Raw genomic sequence first — 21064 nt, 5'->3', positions numbered from 1 at the left:
CACCATCCTTTACTCAAAATATATTCAAAAAAAGAAGAGATATACAATAACGAATGTTGTATATCTCTTCTTTTACTGTTAGTTAATAGTGGAGTTTGCCTTTTCTTGCTTCGTGAAATAATCTATAATGCCCATCGCACTAATTTCTATATCTAGATGTAAAATGTTATAAACGGAATGATCTGATGGAACGTTTAACTTTGTAAGGTGAGAAGAGACCTTATCCATTAATACAGTTTGCAAAGCTTTAGTAGCCTCATCGAAATCATTATATTTTTCAAAGACCTCTTTACCAGTATGAACGAAAATAGGTAACCAATGTTCTAGTTGGTTATATACTTCTGTAACATTGGATGATGCACCGTAATGGCCGAAATAAATTGTATCTACATTCATACTTTGAATGTGATTTTTAGAAGCAATCATCGCATCTGGCTGGAATTGTGAAGGGGATGTTGATGGTAGATATAGTTCCACACCAAGGTCTGCAAGTTCTCTATAATAAATTCCAATTGTATCACCAGTAAAAATGCCATTTGTTAATGAATCGTGAATGCTAATATGGTGCTTCGCATGTCCCGGTGTATCATAAAATGTAAGGGTGCGGTCTTCTGCAATTTGTAACGTATCACCATGTTGTACAATACGAACACGTTCTTCTTCAATTGGAAGAATTGGATCGAAAAGTTTATCGAAATCTTCTTTGTACACAGCTTTTGCGCCTAAAATAAGTTTTGTTGGATCAATCATATGACGAGCACCGCGAGAATGCACATATAAAGTAGCATTTGGGCACTTTTCCATCATTAAACCAGCAGCACCGGCGTGATCTAAATGAACATGTGTAACGATAATGTTTTTAACTTCGATTAAATCAATATGTAATTGTTGTAAGCCGTCTAAAATATACGGAAGAGAAGAGGCTGCACAAGTTTCAATTAAAGTAATATCATCACCAAATAAAACGTACGTACCAGTTCGTTCATTATGTTGTAAATCAAAATCATCAATCAGATATAGGTGAGAAGATAATTGCTCTACTTTTTTCATCTTTACCACTCCTTATATACGGTATGTAACTATTATACGCTAAAAATACAAAAAGGCAGAAAACGAAAGATTCGTCTTCTGCCTTTTTGTAATGTTCTTATTGCCTTTGTTGTTTATTGATAGACATAACGAACAGCCCAACAATGCCGCCAACTAATGGAAGGATAATTTCTCCTGCTAAATTAAAGTAGGAGCTTAAAAATAAACCATTTACATCGATTACCCAACCAATCACATACAATAACATCATATATAGTACGAAATAAAACTCGCGATTTGAAATCGTTTCATGTTGTGCAGTTTTCATATTGAACACCATCCTTTTCTATCATAATAGAATATAAACTGTCACATTTTGTTCACATTTCAATTGTAAAACTTTCCAACAGAAAAGTCTAGTAGTTTGTGTCGAATTTTCGAACAAAAATAAAGCGCTATCATTATATCTTGTAAGTACGTAATAAGAGCTGTATATTCACGAATGTAGTATAGTATAAACATAGAATGATAGTGAAGAGAGGGGCAAGGATAATGACAGTTTATGATTTTTCAGCTAAAACGATAACAGGGGAAGATAAATCGTTAAAAGATTACGAAGGAAAAGCGCTTCTTATTGTAAATGTAGCTAGTAAATGCGGGTTTACACCACAGTATAAAGGATTACAAGAAGTGTATGATAAATATAAAGAACAAGGGCTAGAAATACTCGGTTTCCCATGTAACCAATTCGGAGGACAAGAACCAGGTACAGAAGCAGATATTACAAGCTTTTGTGAATTAAACTACGGTGTAAACTTCCCAATGTTTGCAAAAATTGATGTAAAAGGTGAAAAGGCTCATCCTCTGTATACATACATGACAGAACAAGCACCAGGTTTACTCGGTATGAAAGCAGTAAAATGGAACTTTACAAAATTTTTAATTGGAAAAGACGGAAAAGTAGTAGGGCGTTTTGCACCGCAAACGAAGCCGGTTGATTTAGAGGTTGAGATTGAGAAGGTACTTGGCGAATAACTAGGAGTTTCACTTTATTAAAAAATGCCTCAAAGAACTATTTTGTTCTTTGAGGCATTTTTTTACATTCACATTGTCAATATTAAATCGCTGAATGGAAGTCATTTGATTTAGGCGGAGAAGCAGCTTTTTTCATAAGCACTTCCCATAAGTGTACGGATTTTTCCCATTCTGTTGCGGCTTGTCCTTTTTGATATATAGCACTCTCATAACTGAAAGTAAGTTGTTGCATATCATTCGAGTTGTAAAGTGTATCGATATGGAGAGCATATTCTCGGAATGTTTGACTTTCCTCTCGGGGTATACCAGTTCTCGCAAACTGTTTCAAAAGTGCACTGTAAGCTTTACTATAAATAGCATCATCTTTTCGATATTTATAGTAAAGAATGATAAAAAATGTAATCCATTTCATTCTAGTAGCGAAGAGAGTGTAGCCGATGATACTAATTGGTATTGTAGAAAGGAATACGTACCACCAAGAAAATTTATTTTTAGCATTTGTAATTTTGTTAGTAGGAGTTTCTTCAGTATCTTCTATTAAACTTTTAAGCTTTGCTTCATTGTTTCTTTGGTGCATTTGCGCGTTTTGAGAATTAGTTTCTTCGCTATTTTGTAAAGTAGGAGCAGGAGTATTATTTATAAAATTATAGGGATTCGTAAATCCTTTTGTCGGTTCGAATGGAATCCATCCGTATCCAGGGAAATATACTTCGACCCAAGAGTGTGCGTTATCGTTCGCGATTTTATAAACATCCTCACCTTCAGCACCCACCAGCGTATTATCAAGAGTTCCTTCTGTATAACCTTTTACCCAGCGAGCAGGAATTCCAGCAGAACGAAGTAACACGATCATAGATGTCGAGAAATTATTACAGTAGCCGCTTTTTGTATCGAAAAGAAATTGATCTACATAATCTTGGTTTTGGGCAGGGAATGAGACATTCGTTGTTTCATATACAAAAGAATGGTCGGTGAAATAGTTTTCAATAGCTAATACTTTATCGTATCGGGTGTCTTTATCCTTTGTTAGACTACTAGCTAAGTCTCTTACTCGCTGCGGTAATGCTTCTGGAAGTTGCGTGTACTTTGTCATGAAATAAGGATTTGATTCTTGACCTTCATTCGTTTTTACAGCTTTTAAGTTTTCTATGGAAAACTCCGGGACCTCATACGTTACTTTATATGAATGTAAAGTAGTAGAAGAATCTCCATCCATCGTATAGATTTTTTCAGAAAATGGGTCAACGCTGTATGATACATCTGAAGAAGCCTCAACTGATATTAACCCTGCTGGATAGGTAAGATGAGGATAACTTTTTTGCATGTTGATTGTTGCCTTTGTTGTCTCCGTTTTTGTATTTTGTTCGTACCAACTCACGACGTCATTTTTATTTTTAAAAGAAACCTTCTTTTGATTTTCAGAAACTTCCCAGCCTTTTCCGGTATAAAAATCTTTCGTTTCGACTCTCCAATATTGTTTGTTTTGTGTTGCTGCTGTAAAAACAATTGTAGGATCTGTCTTAAAAGGACCACCTAATCGCGAGTCATCTAAACCATATCCAATTTTAGAAACTTCTTGTTTTTTACTTGCTTCGGATGTGTTGAATTGTAAAAAATCCATTGGGTTTGGCCATTGAGGGCCAAATTTTGGAGCAAAGTATGCGATTGTTGCTGACAATACAATAAATAATGTAAGAGGTCTAAGTAATTTTGAGATTTCTCTAGCATAATTTTGTAAGTGTTCACTCTCTTTTATTCGTTCTATGCGAAGAAGACTAAGCATAAAAAAGCCGATGACTACAGTACGAATAATAGCGTAATTTGCATTGTATACATGTAAGTTATGAAAAATGGTGATATAAATAATAGTCAATATAAGAAATAACAATCCATGCTTTTTATGAATCATCCAAAAGGAAATGAAAGAACTCAAAAACCAAAATGATAAAAAAAATAAAAGTGTTGGAAAAACAGGAGAAATATCTAGCAAATTCCCCTGAAATAACAGGGAGGAATTTTGAGAAATATCATTAAAGAATTTTGTTAACCAAGATGGATTTATAAAAGCATTTTTATAGTATAGGAAATGAATGATGAATAAAATCGTGAAGACTTTTATTGGAATCTGCCACTTTGTTTGAAAACAAGAGAGAGTGAAGCAAATCCCTATAAATATTACAAAAATATCTAATCTACCTACATTTGTAATACCTATAAGGGGGCTTAGCCATTCTAGTAAAAGTAGAAATGCGCATACATGCATGAAAAATCTAGTCATATCCCATTGTTTTTTTGTCTGTAATGTTATCATTTGCTCACCTCAAAAAACACGTTTGTATACTGGTTTCCATAAACTACATTTACAAATATTTTTCGTTTTTGTAGAGTTTCTAGAATACTAAGTTCGCGATGTGATAGTTGATTTGCTTTTTCTTTTACGACAAACACCATTAATTTTCTATTTTTTATAGCAGCATAGTCAGCTGCCTTTTGAATATCGGGAGAAAGATCACTTGTCACGAGTATAATTGTTACGGGCTCATAAACTTTTCTTAATTCCATTTCTACACTTCGGGAGAGTGGGAATACACTGTCCGCTTGTACTTTTGCTAAATGACAAAAGATTTGATGTAACTGACTATCTCCATTGTCTAAAGGGAAAAAAGTTCGTTCTTTTCCGACAGATACGAATGACGCCGGTGAATTTTGCTTCAAAACAGATCTGACAATAGAGGCAGTAAATGTGACGACTGATTCGAATAGAGGGGATGGGGTTCTGTCCATGAATATCATAATATTATGGCTGCGCTGTTGTTCAAATTCTTTCGTCATAATATTGTTCGTTCGTGCAGTTGCTTTCCAATCAATCCATGAAAAGCGGTCACCAGGTTTATAGTCTCTCACACCGACAGAAATGGTAGAGTCTTTTACTAAATTTATATTTGCTGAAAGTGCTCCTTGTTCGAAATGATTTTCCATTTGTCGATATGTTATATCTACATACTGAGGGTAGACTAAAAATGTATCTGGAACTGAAAAAATTACTTCTTTCTCCATTATACCGAATAGATCGCCAGTTTTCACACGTACGCTTGAAAAAGTATGCTCTCCTCTAGGGATTGTGTCGATTGCATATTGAAACGAAATATTTCGTTTCAATCCTGGAAAGAGTATTACTTTATTCATCTTCGTTTGTTTACACTTTGTAAATTGTGATGGTAATTCATCTTCTATAATTAAATAAAGTAATGGAAAAGGAAATCTTCTTTTTATTGTAATGGTGCTTAAAAAAGGTTCTCCTGCTGTATATTCGTCTTGATTTGTTATTCGTTTTACTTCAGCGTTCCGCAAAGCATAGAAGGGGAGTAATAGTGAATAAAGGCCAATAGGAATCATACTGTAAAACAAAAACCAACTTACAAATCCTCCTTGAAGCATAGCGTATAAAAATGTTAAGACTAGGCATAACGGAATGAATGATAACTTAGTAAAATGATAGAGTACTCGTAGAATCCTTTTCATCAAAGGTTCATCTTCCTTTGGGTAGGCACGGTAGTTCGTGCAACGATTTTTACGATAACTTGTTCTCCTGTTATTCCTTCAAATTTTGCTTCCATTTTTAAAATGAGTCTGTGAGCCAACACGTAAGGAGCTAAAAATTTAACATCGTCTGGAATAACATAATTTCTGCCATGGATAAATGCATAAGCTTGTGAAGCTTTCATTAAAGCAATCGAGCCACGCGGACTTGCGCCTAGTTGTATAGAACTATAAGACCGAGTTTGACTAACAAGCTTTACAATGTAATGCTTAATCGCTTTGTCCACGCTTATTTCCCGTACGCTTTGCTGTAAATAAAGTAATTCTTCTATTGTAGTAATAGCTTGTAAATGGGAGAGGGGGTTTGTTTTTTCCATCCGGTTTAAAATTTCAAATTCTTCTTCTTGTGTAGGATATCCCATTTTTAGTTTCAACAAGAAACGATCGAGCTGTGCTTCTGGTAAAGGATATGTTCCCTCATATTCGACAGGATTTTGTGTAGCCATTACAAAGAATGGCTTGGGTAACGGTCTTGTTATACCATCAATTGTAATATTGCCTTCTTCCATACTTTCAAGTAAGGCGGATTGTGTTTTGGGAGATGTACGATTAATTTCATCAGCAAGTATAAAATTCCCCATGATTGGTCCAGGCTTGAACTCAAATTGGAGCTCTTTCGGATTGTAAATAGAAACACCTGTTACATCTGATGGAAGTAAATCAGGTGTAAATTGAATACGTTTGTAATCAGCATCAATAGATTTAGAAAGAGCACGTACTAACATCGTTTTCCCAACGCCAGGAACATCTTCTAATAGTACATGACCTTCAGCTAAGAGAGCTGTTAAAGCTAATAGTGTTTCTTTTCGCTTTCCGACCATTAACTTTTCAATATTGTTAATTATTTTTTCTATAATGGGATGTAATGAATCAAGCTGGTGCATCGTAATCCTCCTAATGTGTTATTATCGCTTTCTAATCTATTTAGCGGAAAATAGAATGTATCCATCTAATTGAGGGAAGTAAAGATTTCATCTTTAATTCTAAGAATATTCAGATTATTTATTCTGATTACATCTAGTATAATTGTTTCCGTAACTTAGGGCAATATGGTAAATAATGATTTGTAGTTTAATGTGAAAAGAGAAGCGGATAGGAAATGTAGTTATTTGGATTGAGAGGGTGATGAAGCGTGAATAAAAGTAGGACAGGAGTATTGTTACTCATGTCCTGCTTTTATTTATGCCTTTGTAATGGCACGCGGAAATAAAACATTATTTTCTTTCATGAATTGCATCAATAAGTGGCTTATTACCACTACAACAAAAATCTATATGATTTAAAAAGATCACTAGCTTTCGGAAATTGTGTAACAATCTCACCAACAATTGAACTCTCAGTAAATGTATGTTCCATATGAATGCCTCCATAAAGTTTAAATGTAATATCTAAATTAAGAATAGCGATAAATGAAAAACAACGTGGTGATTGAAATCACTTATTATGTATCTGATTTGAGAATAATAGGATTATTCTTCAACAGAGGACATTATAGAAAAGATGGCGAAGAATTTTGGGATAGGAAGTATATCTTTTATAGGAGGTTTTTATGGAATATGTTTATCATATGGTACCAGAAGAACTAAAAGGAGAATATTTAATCCTATTAAATGAATTGAAAAGTGTATATCCAAATTTATACGGTGAGTATATACAAAAATATAAAGATCATCCTCAAAGGGAGAACTTATTAACACGTAAAATACCAAAATTAGAATGTTTATGGAATGATGTTGTGCATTTTTTACCATTGCATCCTTATGAGATTTATAAAGTATCACTGGAAATAGGAATAAACCTTCATACAAATAAACTGTTTTATAAAGTTCCTATTAGCGCATTGAAGGGTCAGTGTATGGCAATATACAAGTACTCAAAGCATAATTGGGGTGGACCAAATAGAGAATTAAAAGAATGCGAAATAGAAATCATCAACTTTAATGAATATAGAGAATTAAAGCAATTAAATACCGGCACCAAAGAATATTACAGGGAGGAATATGAAAAGGGTAGAAGATTTGGGATGTTTCACTTAATTCCACATGTTCTTGTCAAAGGAAAAATAGAGGTGAAAAATCTTGAAATAATAAATTGGAGTATTGCTCCAGTTAATGATTAATATTACAAGCATTTAAAAAATAAGATGCCAATTTGAATTGATATATGGCTTACAAGAATGGAAGAGTAATAACTATACGTAGTAGTAAAAAAGAAGCTTCTAATAAGCTTCTTTTTTACTACTATTTTTCACATGCGACTCCATCGCCATCACGATCAAGATGTGAGGCATAACCTGGTTGTCCTTTATATAGGGGAGCTTTCCCAGCAGCTCTAACTGCAGCACAATTTTTGTAATATGCACTACTAGTATTTCCTGAAGCAGGTTGTGTTTGAGTTTGCTGTGCTTTTTGTTCTTCTTGTTGTTTACGGGCTTGCTCATCAGCTAGACGTTTTTGCTCTTCTTGTTGTTTACGAGCCTGTTCATCAGCCTGGCGCTTTTGTTCCTCTTGTTGTTTACGAGCTTGTTCATCAGCCTGGCGCTTTTGTTCCTCTTGTTGTTTACGAGCCTGTTCATCAGCTAGACGTTTTTGCTCTTCTTGTTGTTTACGAGCTTGTTCATCAGCCTGGCGCTTTTGCTCTTCTTGTTGTTTACGAGCTTGCTCTTCGGCTTGGCGTTTTTCATCCTCTTGCTTACGAGCTTGTTCATCAGCTAGACGCTTCTCGTCTTCTTGTTTTTGAGTCTTTTCGTTTTCTTCTTTCTTTTCAAGTTCTTTTTTCTTCTCATTCTCTTTTTGTTCTGCATTGTTAGAAGTAATTTTTTTACTAGTTGCTGTCGTCTTTTCAGAAGAAGGAGCTGAAATATTTAATAATGCAACAAAAATGACAAATAAAATAGCTGTGATAATAAATTGTTTTTTTGCTACACCAGTCTTTTTAATTACAGATAAGATTGCTAGCACAAGGAAGAAAACAAATAAAACAAAACTTAAAATAGAAAAGAATTCAACAATTGGGTTATTAGAAGTCTCAGCACTAGTTATTATTAATACAATCGAAATCATAAAAAGAATAACGGCAGGACGACCATATTGTTTTGCTGTTCCATTTTTCTTGAAAAACGAGATGATACATAGAATGAAAAGAATAAAAGCAATAAAAAATAAAGCTGCACCAATATTACTCAAAATCGTCATTTTTATACCTCTATTTGTAAGATTTTCACTATTGATTATATAGGAATTTATTGGATAGTACACGATTTATATAAATTTAGAAAATTAGTATTTTTAATAGATTTACAAATTGTTATTTAGTATATATGGAAAAATAGATATATTTCTTATTACCTTTTTAAATAAAATTCATAAAGTATAATATATCGATTGAAAGGAGGGGATTTGAATGGAATTTCAATTGTTAGTGAATTGTATATTACAAGAAGGTAATGCTTACTTTTTAGTAACGAAGGTAGACGATGTAATTACGTTGAAAGTACCGATTACTGCGGGAGTAGCAGGTTTATTCTTAGCTTTAGGTGTACCAAGATGTTCTTAATTTAAATCTCTACAGTAGAAAGAGGAGGACAAGCTCCTTTCTACTGTTACATAATAATTTTATGTAAACTAAAATTTGTTTTATTAATAGCACATTTAAAATGGACATGCATATACTATAATGTTTTTTAAGTTATGAAAATTAAAGAGGTGCTATTATATATGAAAAGAAGAACATTTGATATTCCAGTTACATTACGAAGAGAGTGGTTTTTAATAGAATTAGCCCATTTAACGAAAAAATATGGAATTGAAATTGCAACTAGCAAAATGGAAGCTGCACCGTTTTTAAGAGATCAAGTTACGGAATCAAAAATAGGGTCAGGGCTCCAATACGATAAATATGATGATGAGTATATCATTGAAAATTAAAGGGTAAAAGCAAAATAAATTTCTTTATAACAAAATATAAAATAAAGCAGATTCTAAATATGGAATCTGCTTTATTATGAAATACTTCTAATCAACTATCCTCTTTCGAGTGTTTTTCCTACATATTTTACTTGCGTTATTCCAAAAGATTCACGAAGAATGCGAGCATAATCTTTTGATTCTATTGGTCGTTTGTTTTTTGTGCCTTTAAAGGTTTCTGTATAATTTTTATTTGTTAATGATACGTGACCATAATCAGTTAATTTACAAGTGATAGCTCCTTTATTAAAAGGGGATTCTTTATGTTCTACAATGACTTTCTGAATGTTATTCACCTTTTTCTCATCTATTGGATCTAAAGTGAAGGCATAGCCTATTTTCCATTCATCTGAAGGTTCAGATTGCAAGAAATTTGTAGATTCCCCGTTAGCTCCTTTTCTCATTTCTAAAATGTGTGTACCTTTTCGGGTAATTCTTTTGCAAATTCGATATTCACCCGTTTGAGAAGATATGACTTCTCCGTTAAAAGGGACTGGATGTAAAGGTAGATGAGAGGCAAAACCGGCGTCTATAACATAATCTTTATTATTATGATTTAATATGATAATGACATGACCATCATCGGGTTTCCATTTATTATCATAAAGGTCATAAACAGTACCAGCTACTTTATATACTTGAAATCCACAATCCATTAAAAAGTAATACAATAAGGAGTTTAATTCATAACAAAGACCGCCTCGTTTTTGAATAAGTAACTTTTCTATTAAGTTATTTTTTGAGATGTTTTTAATAGTACCAGCCATAATATCGAGATTTTCATAGGGGAGAATCAATCCCATTTTTAAGAGAATTTCATCTAAATCATCAAATGTTATTTCTTTTGCAGGAATTTTTAATCGTTTAAAAAACTCCTTTTGTAAATCGGTCATCATAAAGCATTCTCCTTTCTTTTTACAGAATTTTCTTCTGCTCACCGATAGGTTAGTACTTCTAAAAGTTTAATTCAAGTCTGCGAAAATTATCATAATATATGTTTCTGGAAATGTTATTTTATATTCAGAAATTTCAGTTTAATATTTAATGGTAGGAAAGTCTTATAAGATAAGCGTCTATTTTGTTTAGTTTGTATTTAATTAAATAAAAGCACATATCTTCATTACCTTTTTTTATAACTGGCTGGTAATAAAGTGTTTTTTTACTAAAGTTTTTTCAAGATTTGTATGCTTTATATAAACAATAATAATTGGGGGATATTTAGATTCAGTAAAGTTAACAATTATTGAGAAATTTTTTTATAGTGTTCTCTCAAAAGGAAGAGATAGAAACAAAGAGAATAACGTGTGTTAAGGAAGAAGGGGTACTAGTAATCTATTGGGAATAGGGACAAGATTTTGTTTAAGTAAAAAGATTATCTAGTATTAAGAAAGAAGATAAAAAATTACAAAGAGCACCTTCTTTCAAAAAAGTGGGGGGAGAGTAACATGCGATTGATGAGAAGATATGTTGTCTTACTAATTGTATTTTTTATCATGGTTCCAATGATTAGCACAAATGTGCGAGCAGAAGTTGTAAAAGAGCTTAAAACAGGCTTTCCAGATCAAGAAGTCTTTACACCTGGAGAATGGTTTTTAGGAAAAAAGCCTGCTAATTATGATGAAAGTAAGCCTCCAATTCTCTTTGTGCAAGGAAGGAATGGAAATGCAGATAGTTGGTATGGAAAAACTGTATATCACGACATAAATGATATGTATGACTATGCTTTGAAAGCAGGCTATCAAACAGTATTTATACAATTATATGATGCTGCTGGAAAAGGATCAGCTAGTCAGTGGGACAACGGAAAATTGTTAGCACAAAAATTAGAAGAAATATATAATCATTTCGGTAAAAAAGTTAATATTGTAGCACATAGTAAAGGCGGTATCGATACACAGGCTGCATTAGTAGGATATGGTGCAAATCGATTTGTCGGAAATGTTATCACGCTTGCGACACCACATCATGGATCAAACTTAGCTGATTTATCATATAGTTGGTGGGCGGGATGGCTTGCTTCTATATTAGGTCAAAAAGATGATGGTACGTACTCATTACAAATGGGGGAAATGGCAAAATTTCGTTCAACGATTGATAATAATCCAGCAGCTAAATTAAACCGTTACTATACCGCTACTGGGACAAGCTGGGGACCAGTATTTTCTGCGTTATCTATGGGCGGGTTATATTTGTCATCATACGGTTCAAATGATGGACTAGTAAATGAATGGAGTGCTAAGTTGCCGTATGGAACGCATTTATTTACAGATTCCAGATTTGATCATGATAACATACGAAAAGGATCTGCTGTTTTCTCGCGAATTGAGCCATATTTACGTACGTCAAATGTAGCCGTACCAGCTTTAGTAGCATCCAGCACTAGTTCAAATGAAAATATAGAACAATTAAATACAACTTCAAATCAAAACATATTAGGAGGAGAATTGCCACAAAATCAGTGGATAGAGCAAACCGTTACAGTTGATAAAAAGGCAGAAGGAATCGTTTCTATATTAACAGCGTCTTCTGATGTAGAGGTACAAATGATATCACCAAAAGGAAAAATGTATACAAATAAAGATGGCGTTATAACTACTGGTGAAGGTGAATCTTTCTTTGGTGGTGCGACAATTAAAACATTTAAATTTGATAAAATGGATGTAGGAGAATGGAAAGTTAAAATGATGGCGAAGCAGTCGAAAGATGCATATTTAGTTATAAGCGATTACAAGAGTGACGCACCATTTGTTCTTCAAATGCCTACAAAAGTTAAAGCGAATAAATCTGAGTATAAACTGAAAAAATCACCTGTGGCACCTGAAATGAAAGGGGATCTTTCTATAACGGTAAGAGTCGTGAGTAAAGAAGGAAAACTAGTCTCTGAATTTAATGAATTACAAAATGTGAATAACAATACATTTACTGGTGCTTTGAAGAACATAAAGCAACCAGGAGTATATAACGTTACGATGGATATAAAAGGGATGAATAAAGAAGGAAAATCTTATAGTCGTACAATTGTTAAGTCGGTTTATGTAGAGAAATAAGGAAGAATAAATAAGCATAATATAAAAGTGCAGAAATCTTGTGTTAGAAAGAATTCTGCACTTTTTTGCGTGATGAGAGATAATAAAAGTCGAAGAAAACTGTTATTCAATAAAAAAAGATGCTGAAATAGTATCTGAATGTAAAGAAATAATATTAACTTAGTTTTGTAACTGTTAATTCAACTGAATTTATACCATTGTCACAAGTTACAATACTTTGACGATTAAAACCACTATTATTTTTCAATTGAAGAGTTGCATTAGCAGGAACTGTAACAATCGTTTCGCCTACTAGTTGAAGACATTCGTTATTTGATGAAGTATTCATTTGAAAAGCAAAGTCACCTTGACTATTAGCAAGTGGATTATTATTTAAAAATATAGTCATGACTGGGATATGTGGAAATACAGGATTTAAAGTAGTGTTAATAGTCGAAATGAAAGAAACTCTATAATCACCAGCTTGACTAAATTGTATAGTAGTAGGATTTAGTAAGGAAACGCCTCCTGCTATAGGGCCAACGTGATTAAATGGAAAAGGATCTCCGAAAGGAACAGTTATAAACTCCGTTTGCCAAAAAGTACCGTATGCTGGACAGCTTTTTTTACAGGAACTAGAAGAGGAATTGCATGAGCATTTTTTATATGAGCTAGAAGAAGATTTACATGAACATTTTTTATTGGAGTTTGAAGAATGATAGTACGAACCCAATATATTACCTCCTATTATGAATGAAGTGTATACTCATAGTATTTTATGCCTGTCTTATATAAAAGGTGATAGATTTGGAGTATAATGTGCTAATACGATGAAATATAGTAATAGAATAGAAGCTGTAACCATTTTTGAAGAAGAAAAGATTAATAATTTGGTGAAAATATCAGTGGAATATCTTGAAAGATTGAAGTCAAGCGGGAACGCATATTTTATTTTCACATGTAAAAATAAAATCAGAAATCTCAGTTGCAATGATGTGATCGTTTAAGCGAATGTCTGTATTTTGAAACGTTTGTATATAAGAGTTTACGGTTGTTGTCCTTTATTTACGTAGTGGGGCAGGAAGAAGACGAAAAGTATCGAATGAATGTACATATGTAGCATTGTTGGCTTTTGGTGTGAATAGTAGTTAAAGATACGTTGAAATATTTTATATCGTAACGAAAGAACGAATAAATGATAGAAGGAGCAACTTACATGGAAAATATATTAAAAGTATCTTCAAAATCAAGCCCAAATTCAGTTGCAGGTGCAATAGCGGGTGTACTAAGAACAAGTGGCAATGTAGAAATTCAAGCAATTGGGGCTGGTTCATTAAACCAAGCGATTAAAGCAATTGCAATCGCAAGAGGATTTGTTGCTCCAGGTGGTATTGACTTAGCCTTTGTTCCAGCATTTCAAGAGGTTACTATTAATGATCAAGAAAGAACTGCGATTAAATTGATTATAGGTCCTAGGAAGAAAAGGTCTTAAAAAAGAATATTGATAAGTGGGATTTGAAAAAACTAATAGATAAAGAAATAAAAAGACCACTCTCATTTTGAAGTGGTCTTTTGTATTTTCGTATTTCATATTGTGGATACACCCCACATACTGAATTCGTAGTGGTATTCAGTGCGCTCAATAACGATTCCGAATTCTAAATCGTCCCCAGCTAATACAAAATCTGCATATCCAGTTAGAAATCTTGATATGGTTGATAACTCTTCTAAATTCTCAAATACTTCACCAATGTTCAGTTTAACTGCTTCAAATTTACCACCCTTAGAGAAAAAGAGTCTCCCTTGATCAACTGGAAATTTAATAGTTTTAGCTGTTTCTTTTAACAGTACTATTGATAGTCTTCTGTTTTCTTCATAATTAGTGCTACCAAAGTTTTTTATGTTTGAAGTTTGTGTTAGCGTATTAAATAAGTCTTTACAAAATAAATCATTAGATTCTGGCTCCATAAATGAGTCCATAGAAATTGTAACAATATTAGAAAGTTCGTCTAGCAGTTCTTTTCTACTACCAGTTCTTTTTGCTTTCATTTTTAGAATTTCAATTCGGCTTTTCTTCATATTACTCAAAAATTTTCACACCTTTACTCGCGTGGTGGGTGAATAAAACCCCACTGACTAAAGTTTCACTTGTTTTTCTAAAAAGGGATACATGCAAGCTTCCTTTAATATTCTATCTGTTTGTTCTTCTACATATCTGAGTCATTTTTCGAAGTCGGTTTAATATTATTTATTTTCATTTAGCATAGTCTCTAATTTATCTAATTCAATAAGTAGAGGATCGTCAAATCTTTTTACGAGATCGGTTTCAGTATAGGCTCTCACTACGCCTTTAATTCCACGAGATTTACTTTGCAGATAAGTGGCTAAACGGTTTAATCGTTTTCATCGTTTTCATAAATCTTTATAGAAGGGATCTTCTTTTTGTATATTTTTTAAAATTTCAATTACTATCTCAATCTGATTTAATAGTACAGTTTCATTTTTAGACATATATATTTTCCTCCCTTTCCTAATTTAAATTATAAGATAATAGGAAAAAATAACCAGATAAATAATGAATGATTTTTAAGTGGAACAGATCATGAAGATCCACTTGATTACTTGCGTAGTCACGGTGTTTCAGAAGTTCAATTTCGTGTTGATGTGCAATGTGCATACAATAATACTAATGTAGAAGTTTCAGTTCCTGAAAAGCCACCTAAACCAGAAGAAGTGCCAACAGCTGTAACAGATGGTGTGGCATGCATTGAAGGATATAACGTAAATTTACGTAAAGGATCAGGTACAAGCTATTCTAAGATTCGTCAGTTAAATAAACCAGAATCATATATGGTGTGGGGTAAAATGGATGGTTGGTTAAATCTTGGCGGTGAGCAATGGATTAAAAACGATCCATCTTATGTGAAGTTTAGTAAGAAAAGCACAGTAGATTCTTCTATTGTTGGAAAACGTGTTGTTTCAAAACTTAACAATCTACGTTTCTACGATACTCCATCTTGGCAGGATAAAGATGTGGCTGGTTCTGTAGATGCAGGATTAGGATTTATAATTGATGCGAAGATAAGTGTAAATGATTCGTATCAATATAAAGTGCATAATAGTCATGGGCAAGTTTTCTATATTACGGCTATTGATACGTATGTGAATGTGCGTTAATTTAACGAAAAGGGCCCCTTATTATAGGCGGCCTTTTTCGTGTTGTATGTAACATCATTTAATTGTTATTTTTTTCGGTTTTCAATTTTGTGTATTCATTTAACCAAATATCTATTAGATTTCTTAATGTAATAGTTTCTATTTCAAGAGGGATTTCGATTTCATCTTCATCATACTTATTAAATATAACAGTTTTATCTCTTCGAACATCTGCCCCAAAAATATTCGCACTTATTTTTTCATAATCACTTTTTTCATTTAAAACTTTATCTACAGTTTCTGCTATCCAATCACCGAATTCAGATACCTCTACATTTAAAAAAGCTTCTAAAATATCGAATTCCTTTGGTAGTCTAATAACTAAACTTCCTGTACTAAGTAACTCAAATTTGTAATCCATATTATTTTCTCCCTTAAAAATTAAATTATCGACCTTGTCTTGGAAATGCAGAAATAATTTTACCATTACCATCTAAAAACAAACGTTAGCAGCTAAGTACGATGTGTTTATGAAGGTTTATGTGATTGCAAGTATATAAGAGCGAAATAAAAAATAACAGTCCTTCTAAGGTGACATATATCCTTGCAACTCTTTAGAAAACAATTCTAATTCAATAATAATCGATAAGTTCATATCAAAAACGCCATCCTTTCCTATGATTCTACAAAAAGAATAGCGTTTTTTTGTTTATATGGATACAAATATGCAACAAAACTATTTTCTTTATTAATAATAGTAATTTTCACACTAGTACTCTTAGTATTGCATATTAAAGTTCCTCTATTAATATATTTAAAGCTTTTGACTTAATCCTTTCATATTCTATAGCCTCAGCAAGCTCATCAGCAAGTAAAGGCGACTTTCTAACATATCTTTCGCGAATTACATCATACAATTCGTATGGAAATAACATATCAATAAACATAATTTTCTTCTGCTCAGCTGTTAAAGGAGAAACTGACTCATATGCGTTAATCATAATTTTAAATTGGTTTTCATTCCAAACACCAGTTGTATCTAATAGAGGAATAATCATTTTACGCAAGTCTCGAATAGGTAAATCGTAAGAAACCGTATCTAAATCTATTACCCAAATTTGATTACTTGGATCTAATAAGGAATTTCCTGTTCCATAATCTTGATGACATAAATTGGGGGATGTTTGTAATTCGTCAGTCCATTTAGTATATTCAGATTCCAATAGTCTTTGGTAAGTTTGTTTTGCTTCTAAAATAAACGCATCAATTTCAGCCAAATATAGCTGTGAAAATGGATCATCTGGCATAGTTGCGGATAAAGTTTTCCAAATCTCCATCTGTTGAAATCTTTTAATGTAATGATTGGGCCAACGTCCTAGTTTTGTAAATATAGGTATGCCTGGTGGGGGCTTATAGCCAATCGAGGCTACATGGAAATCTGCTAACCCTTTCATAATCATTTCAAGATCTTCTTGCATTGTAAGCTCAAATGGTCTCCCCTCAATCCAATCATAAACAACAAATAAAAATGGACCGTGCTTTGTATACAACTGATTCAATTTGCTTGGGATTATACTTGGAACACGCATGCCTTTGTTGGCTAGATAATCTTGAGCGTGAATTGAAAATAGAGCTTTTTTTTCGGGGCGATGAATTCTCTTTAAGCAAAATGGTCCATCTGCAGTTTGAATTTTCCATACTAAGGCCAGTTGTCCACCTTGTATTAATTCGATTGTAGTTGCTTGAATATCCCAATGTTGAATCATTGTCGCTGCCAATTCTACTAGTTTTTGTTCCTCTTCGGGCGATAATGTATACACCGCTTCTTCATTGTTATTCTCCACATATATCACCATCCTTTTATACTCTCTTATTACTGTATGGTACATGACCATTTTTGTTCTAGCCATTTGCCTTTAAGAAGAAAAAGTACTATTGACTAATTTTCATAATAAAGGATGAAAAAATGGTAGATAAATCACAAACACAAAGTTTTTTTCGTAACATATGAAGAAGGTTGTATTTTTATGAAACGGGGAGGCGTTTTAATGAAAATTGCAATAATTTCGACTGAAAAGCTACCTGTACCGGCTGTACGAGGTGGAGCTATTCAAATTTATATAGATTCTGTTGCTCCCATTATTGCTTCAAATGGAAAAAATGTGACGGTTATTTCTATAACAGATCCAAATTTGAAACCAGAAGAAAAAAACAAAGGCGTAAGGTATATACGGTTTCCAGAAAAGGAATATCTCCCTTATGTTATTAAACATTTGAAACAGGAAAAATATGATGTAGTTCATTTATGCAATCGTCCAAATTGGATTACAATTTTACGTGAGGCAGCACCACAGACGAAATTTGTGTTAAGTGTGCATAATGAAATGTTTGCATATGAAAAGATAAGTGATGAAGAGGGAGAAGCATGTATTGCAGCTGTTTCAAAAATTGTAACAGTTAGTGATTATATAGGAAAAACAATTACCTCGCGCTTTCGAGCTGCAAAAGCAAAGACGAGAACAGTATATTCTGGTGTAGATGTAAATGAGTACTATCCTTCGTGGACTGTGAATGGAACAAAAGTTAAAAGTCATGTGCAAAAACAGTTGAATTTACAAAATAAAAAAATAGTTTTATTTGTTGGACGCTTGAGTAAAGTAAAAGGTCCTCATATTTTGCTACAAGCTCTTCCTAAAATAATTGAGGAGAATCCAGACATTGTAATGGTATTTATTGGTTCAAAATGGTTTGGAGATAACAATGTAAATAATTATGTAAAACACTTATATACCTTAGGTGCGATGTTTCCAGAACATGTAATCTTTATTAAATTTGTTAAGCCAAAGGATATTTCAACACTTTATGCTATGTCAGATATTTTTGTTTGCTCTTCACAGTGGCAAGAGCCCCTTGCTAGGGTGCATTACGAAGCAATGGCAGCAGGTTTACCAATAATTACGAGTAATCGAGGTGGTAATCCTGAAGTAATTGAAGAAGGAAAAAATGGATATATTGTCAATGACTTTGAAAACCCTGATGCATATGCAGAAAAGATAATTAATCTTTTAAATAACGAAAATAAAAGAAAACAGTTAGGGAAATATGGACGTAGTAAGGTTGAAAAAGAATTTAATTGGAACCGAGTTGCTATGGATTTAATGAAAGTGTATGGGGAAATCTTATAAATTTTAAGAAGGGGATGATGAAAGGTGGAAGAAACAACCGGATTAGAGAGTGAACATTTAAAAAAGGTCCTTAGCTTTTATCCATTTGAAATAAGTAATGTTTTTTTACAATCAAGCAGAAGTGGGAGAACAATGTGGGAAGTTGAAACAGAAGAAGGGTTAAAAATATTAAAACAAGCACAAATGCACCCCAAAAGGATGCTATTTATTGCTGGAGCACATTTACATCTCCTTCAAAATGGATTGCCAATTACAAAAATTCATAAAACAAAAAGAGGAGGCTTTTGTATTGGATCTAATGAGTATGCGTATGTACTATATGATAAGCATCAAGGGAAAGAAGCTATTTATTATAATAAAGAACAATTAGAGAAGGTACTAATATATGCAGGTAAATTCCATCAAGCCTCGGAAGGATATATTCCGATGAAAGAAAGTAAAATTCGGAGTCGATTAGGAAAATGGCATAAATTATACAGATGGAAATTACAAGAGTTAGAAGGAAACAAAAGAATTGCACTTTCCTTTCCAGATGATGTATTTTCAACTATGTTTTTAGAGTATGTTGATAAGATGTTAGCACGTGGAAAGAAAGCATTACAAGAACTAAATGATCCATATTATGACCAATGGACAAAAGAAGTTATTGCATCTAATAGTTTTTGTCAGCAAGATTTTACATTAGCGAGGTTCACAGAAATAGATGATGCTATGTTTATGAAAGAGTTACATTCTATTACAAGTGATTTACCAGTGAGGGACCTACGTATTATTTTAAATAAAGTAATGAAAAAAATGTCAGTTTGGGATACTAATTTAGCTATTCATATGTTGAGTGCGTATAATTCGGAAAATCCCTTTTTAGAAAAACAATTTCGTGTTCTTTGGACTGATTTATCGTTTCCTCACTTATTCTGTTCAATTGCACATAAATACTATTTAGGACAAAAGCGTTCATGGTCTGACGAAAAGTATATTTGGGCATTGCAAAATATTATTGCACTTGAAGATTCTAAGGAAGAATTTTTACAAAATTTTTCTGATATTTATCATGAAATCAAGAGTAATAGTGGGGGGAAATAAAATGAGTTCAGAACAAGAAGAGATAATAATCCCTATTTTAGATTTAGAAAAATTTGTGTTTTCTCCACCAGGGCCAATGGGATGGGAATTGTCAGAGTATGAGCAGCAAAAAAATATTGTACTAAATGAATCTTCGGTGCTAGAGAATTTAGCGGTTATTAAGGAAGTGGAATTAGAGGAGTTACCCAAAATTGGATTGCTAGATTTAGAAGAGGAGTCACCACCAAAAACTACAATGATTGATGAAGTACAAGATAAAGAGATTCAAGATGTAATAGAGCTGGAAGAACAAAGTAAGGAATTAAATGAGACCGTTTTAACACAAATAGAAAAGCCAAAAATAAAAGTCACTATTATTACTCCGGATCATCCATTAAAAGGTCCATGGGTATCAATATTGGTAAATAACGCTAAGGAGAACGATTAATGAAACTTCCGCAAATATATTAATCTTTTTATACTCTTTCAACATAGTATATATAAATCTATATGGAAGGAGTTAGGTAAATGGCTAATGTGAAAAGAGCAAAAATAAAACTAGATGTTGAGAATGGCTTTAGTGTTAATCCTGGAGATGATTTACAAGAAGTTCTAAAAGCTCTAGCTGAAGTAATACAATCAGGCACGCATAATGGTGTAGAGGTTGAAATTCAATATTTTGATGAAACAGAAGTTACTTTTACAGACGAAGAAGAGGACGAAGAAGAAGAAGAAGAAGAGGACGAAGACGAAGAAGAGGACGAAGACGAAGAAGAGGACGAAGAAGAGGACGAAGACGAAGAAGAGGACGAAGACGAAGAAGAAGAAGAAGAGGACGAAGAAGAAGAAGAAGAAGAAGAAGAGGACGAAGACGAAGACGAAGAAGAGGACGAAGAAGAAGAAGAAGAGGACGAAGACGAAGAAGAAGAAGAAGAAGAAGAAGAAGAAGAAGAAGAAGAAGAAGAAGAAGAAGAAGAGGACGAAGACGAAGACGAAGAAGAGGACG

20 protein-coding genes and 3 pseudogenes are annotated in these 21064 nt (G+C 33.1%); 11 read left to right on the top strand and 12 right to left on the bottom strand.

The features are described 5' to 3' along the window. Positions 1–78: 78 nt before the first annotated feature. Positions 79–1059, bottom strand: a complete 981-nt coding sequence (locus tag AC0NJG_RS13060; protein ID WP_474063134.1) for an MBL fold metallo-hydrolase — start codon at positions 1057–1059, stop codon at positions 79–81. A gap of 88 nt (positions 1060–1147) precedes the next feature. After that, positions 1148–1357, bottom strand: coding sequence for a DUF3925 family protein (locus tag AC0NJG_RS13055; RefSeq protein WP_087952728.1), 210 nt, complete (start codon positions 1355–1357; stop codon positions 1148–1150). A gap of 224 nt (positions 1358–1581) precedes the next feature. Here AC0NJG_RS13055 and bsaA point away from each other — a divergent pair, with 224 nt between their 5' ends. Then, positions 1582–2064 (top strand): glutathione peroxidase, encoded by a 483-nt coding sequence (gene bsaA / locus AC0NJG_RS13050; RefSeq protein ID WP_087952726.1) that lies wholly within the window; start codon positions 1582–1584, stop codon positions 2062–2064. An 82-nt stretch (positions 2065–2146) separates the two neighbouring features. On the opposite strand, the gene AC0NJG_RS13045 is transcribed toward bsaA, so the two are convergent. From AC0NJG_RS13045 to AC0NJG_RS13030, 4 genes and pseudogenes are all read right to left on the bottom strand, one after another. Then, on the bottom strand, positions 2147–4375 hold the full coding sequence (locus AC0NJG_RS13045; RefSeq protein WP_474063133.1) for a transglutaminase TgpA family protein: 2229 nt from the start codon (positions 4373–4375) through the stop codon (positions 2147–2149). After that, positions 4372–5586 (bottom strand): DUF58 domain-containing protein, encoded by a 1215-nt coding sequence (locus AC0NJG_RS13040; RefSeq protein WP_087952723.1) that lies wholly within the window; start codon positions 5584–5586, stop codon positions 4372–4374. The genes AC0NJG_RS13045 and AC0NJG_RS13040 overlap by 4 nt, the downstream gene beginning before the upstream one ends. Further along, positions 5586–6548 (bottom strand): AAA family ATPase, encoded by a 963-nt coding sequence (locus AC0NJG_RS13035; protein WP_087995878.1) that lies wholly within the window; start codon positions 6546–6548, stop codon positions 5586–5588. Before AC0NJG_RS13035 ends, AC0NJG_RS13040 begins: the two co-directional genes overlap by 1 nt. Before the next feature lie 336 nt (positions 6549–6884). Beyond that, a pseudogene (locus tag AC0NJG_RS13030) lies at positions 6885–7020 on the bottom strand (DUF542 domain-containing protein); the annotation flags it as partial. Positions 7021–7213: 193 nt separating this feature from the next. Between AC0NJG_RS13030 and AC0NJG_RS13025 the strand changes: the two are divergent. Then, on the top strand, positions 7214–7783 hold the full coding sequence (locus tag AC0NJG_RS13025) for a group-specific protein (RefSeq protein ID WP_087952720.1): 570 nt from the start codon (positions 7214–7216) through the stop codon (positions 7781–7783). Positions 7784–7904: 121 nt separating this feature from the next. Here AC0NJG_RS13025 and AC0NJG_RS13020 read toward each other — a convergent pair whose 3' ends face one another. Beyond that, the gene (locus tag AC0NJG_RS13020) at positions 7905–8858 is read right to left on the bottom strand and encodes an excalibur calcium-binding domain-containing protein (protein ID WP_474063132.1); all 954 of its coding nucleotides are present in this window, start codon (positions 8856–8858) and stop codon (positions 7905–7907) included. A gap of 208 nt (positions 8859–9066) precedes the next feature. Here AC0NJG_RS13020 and exsG point away from each other — a divergent pair, with 208 nt between their 5' ends. Together exsG and AC0NJG_RS13010 are read left to right on the top strand one after the other, a co-directional pair. After that, complete coding sequence (gene exsG / locus AC0NJG_RS13015) at positions 9067–9219, top strand: exosporium protein ExsG (RefSeq protein WP_000395674.1); 153 nt, start codon at positions 9067–9069, stop codon at positions 9217–9219. Between the two features lie 161 nt (positions 9220–9380). Next, the gene (locus AC0NJG_RS13010) at positions 9381–9590 is read left to right on the top strand and encodes a hypothetical protein (RefSeq protein ID WP_000830253.1); all 210 of its coding nucleotides are present in this window, start codon (positions 9381–9383) and stop codon (positions 9588–9590) included. 95 nt (positions 9591–9685) lie between these two features. Here the strand turns inward: AC0NJG_RS13010 and AC0NJG_RS13005 are convergent, their stop codons facing one another. Beyond that, on the bottom strand, positions 9686–10525 hold the full coding sequence (locus tag AC0NJG_RS13005) for an arylamine N-acetyltransferase family protein (RefSeq protein WP_087995875.1): 840 nt from the start codon (positions 10523–10525) through the stop codon (positions 9686–9688). A gap of 549 nt (positions 10526–11074) precedes the next feature. Here AC0NJG_RS13005 and AC0NJG_RS13000 point away from each other — a divergent pair. Then, positions 11075–12676 carry an esterase/lipase family protein gene (locus AC0NJG_RS13000; protein ID WP_474063131.1) on the top strand — a complete coding sequence of 534 codons (1602 nt, stop codon included), beginning with the start codon at positions 11075–11077 and terminating at the stop codon, positions 12674–12676. A gap of 154 nt (positions 12677–12830) precedes the next feature. On the opposite strand, the gene AC0NJG_RS12995 is transcribed toward AC0NJG_RS13000, so the two are convergent. Beyond that, positions 12831–13388: a preprotein translocase gene (locus tag AC0NJG_RS12995; protein WP_087995872.1), complete on the bottom strand. Its 558-nt coding sequence runs from the start codon at positions 13386–13388 to the stop codon at positions 12831–12833. Positions 13389–13871: 483 nt separating this feature from the next. Here AC0NJG_RS12995 and spoVS point away from each other — a divergent pair, with 483 nt between their 5' ends. Next, positions 13872–14147: a stage V sporulation protein SpoVS gene (gene spoVS / locus AC0NJG_RS12990; RefSeq protein ID WP_000427804.1), complete on the top strand. Its 276-nt coding sequence runs from the start codon at positions 13872–13874 to the stop codon at positions 14145–14147. Positions 14148–14242: 95 nt separating this feature from the next. Here spoVS and AC0NJG_RS12985 read toward each other — a convergent pair whose 3' ends face one another. After that, positions 14243–14743 carry a YxiF family protein gene (locus tag AC0NJG_RS12985; RefSeq protein ID WP_474063130.1) on the bottom strand — a complete coding sequence of 167 codons (501 nt, stop codon included), beginning with the start codon at positions 14741–14743 and terminating at the stop codon, positions 14243–14245. A gap of 495 nt (positions 14744–15238) precedes the next feature. Here AC0NJG_RS12985 and AC0NJG_RS12980 point away from each other — a divergent pair. After that, a pseudogene (locus AC0NJG_RS12980) lies at positions 15239–15832 on the top strand (SH3 domain-containing protein); the annotation flags it as partial. Positions 15833–15890: 58 nt separating this feature from the next. Here the strand turns inward: AC0NJG_RS12980 and AC0NJG_RS12975 are convergent. Beyond that, complete coding sequence (locus AC0NJG_RS12975; protein ID WP_000384715.1) at positions 15891–16232, bottom strand: hypothetical protein; 342 nt, start codon at positions 16230–16232, stop codon at positions 15891–15893. A gap of 370 nt (positions 16233–16602) precedes the next feature. Further along, complete coding sequence (locus AC0NJG_RS12970; RefSeq protein ID WP_088327395.1) at positions 16603–17706, bottom strand: CotS family spore coat protein; 1104 nt, start codon at positions 17704–17706, stop codon at positions 16603–16605. Between the two features lie 153 nt (positions 17707–17859). On the opposite strand from AC0NJG_RS12970, the gene AC0NJG_RS12965 reads away from it, so the two are divergent. From AC0NJG_RS12965 to AC0NJG_RS12950, 4 genes and pseudogenes are all read left to right on the top strand, one after another. Then, positions 17860–18996, top strand: coding sequence for a glycosyltransferase family 4 protein (locus AC0NJG_RS12965; RefSeq protein WP_088327367.1), 1137 nt, complete (start codon positions 17860–17862; stop codon positions 18994–18996). 24 nt (positions 18997–19020) lie between these two features. Further along, a complete protein-coding gene (gene cotS, locus AC0NJG_RS12960) occupies positions 19021–20079 on the top strand; it encodes a spore coat putative kinase CotS (RefSeq protein WP_088327369.1) in 1059 nt (352 codons plus the stop codon). A 1-nt stretch (position 20080) separates the two neighbouring features. Continuing rightward, entirely contained in the window at positions 20081–20506 is a 426-nt protein-coding gene (locus AC0NJG_RS12955; RefSeq protein ID WP_308901156.1) for a hypothetical protein, read from the top strand. 80 nt (positions 20507–20586) lie between these two features. Further along, a pseudogene (locus AC0NJG_RS12950) lies at positions 20587–21064 on the top strand (AAA family ATPase); the annotation flags it as partial.

The sequence above is a fragment of the Bacillus sp. SSR7 genome (assembly GCF_055902415.1).
The sequence above is the reverse complement of the archived record's forward strand: the minus strand, read 5'-3'. Positions and strand labels throughout refer to the sequence as shown.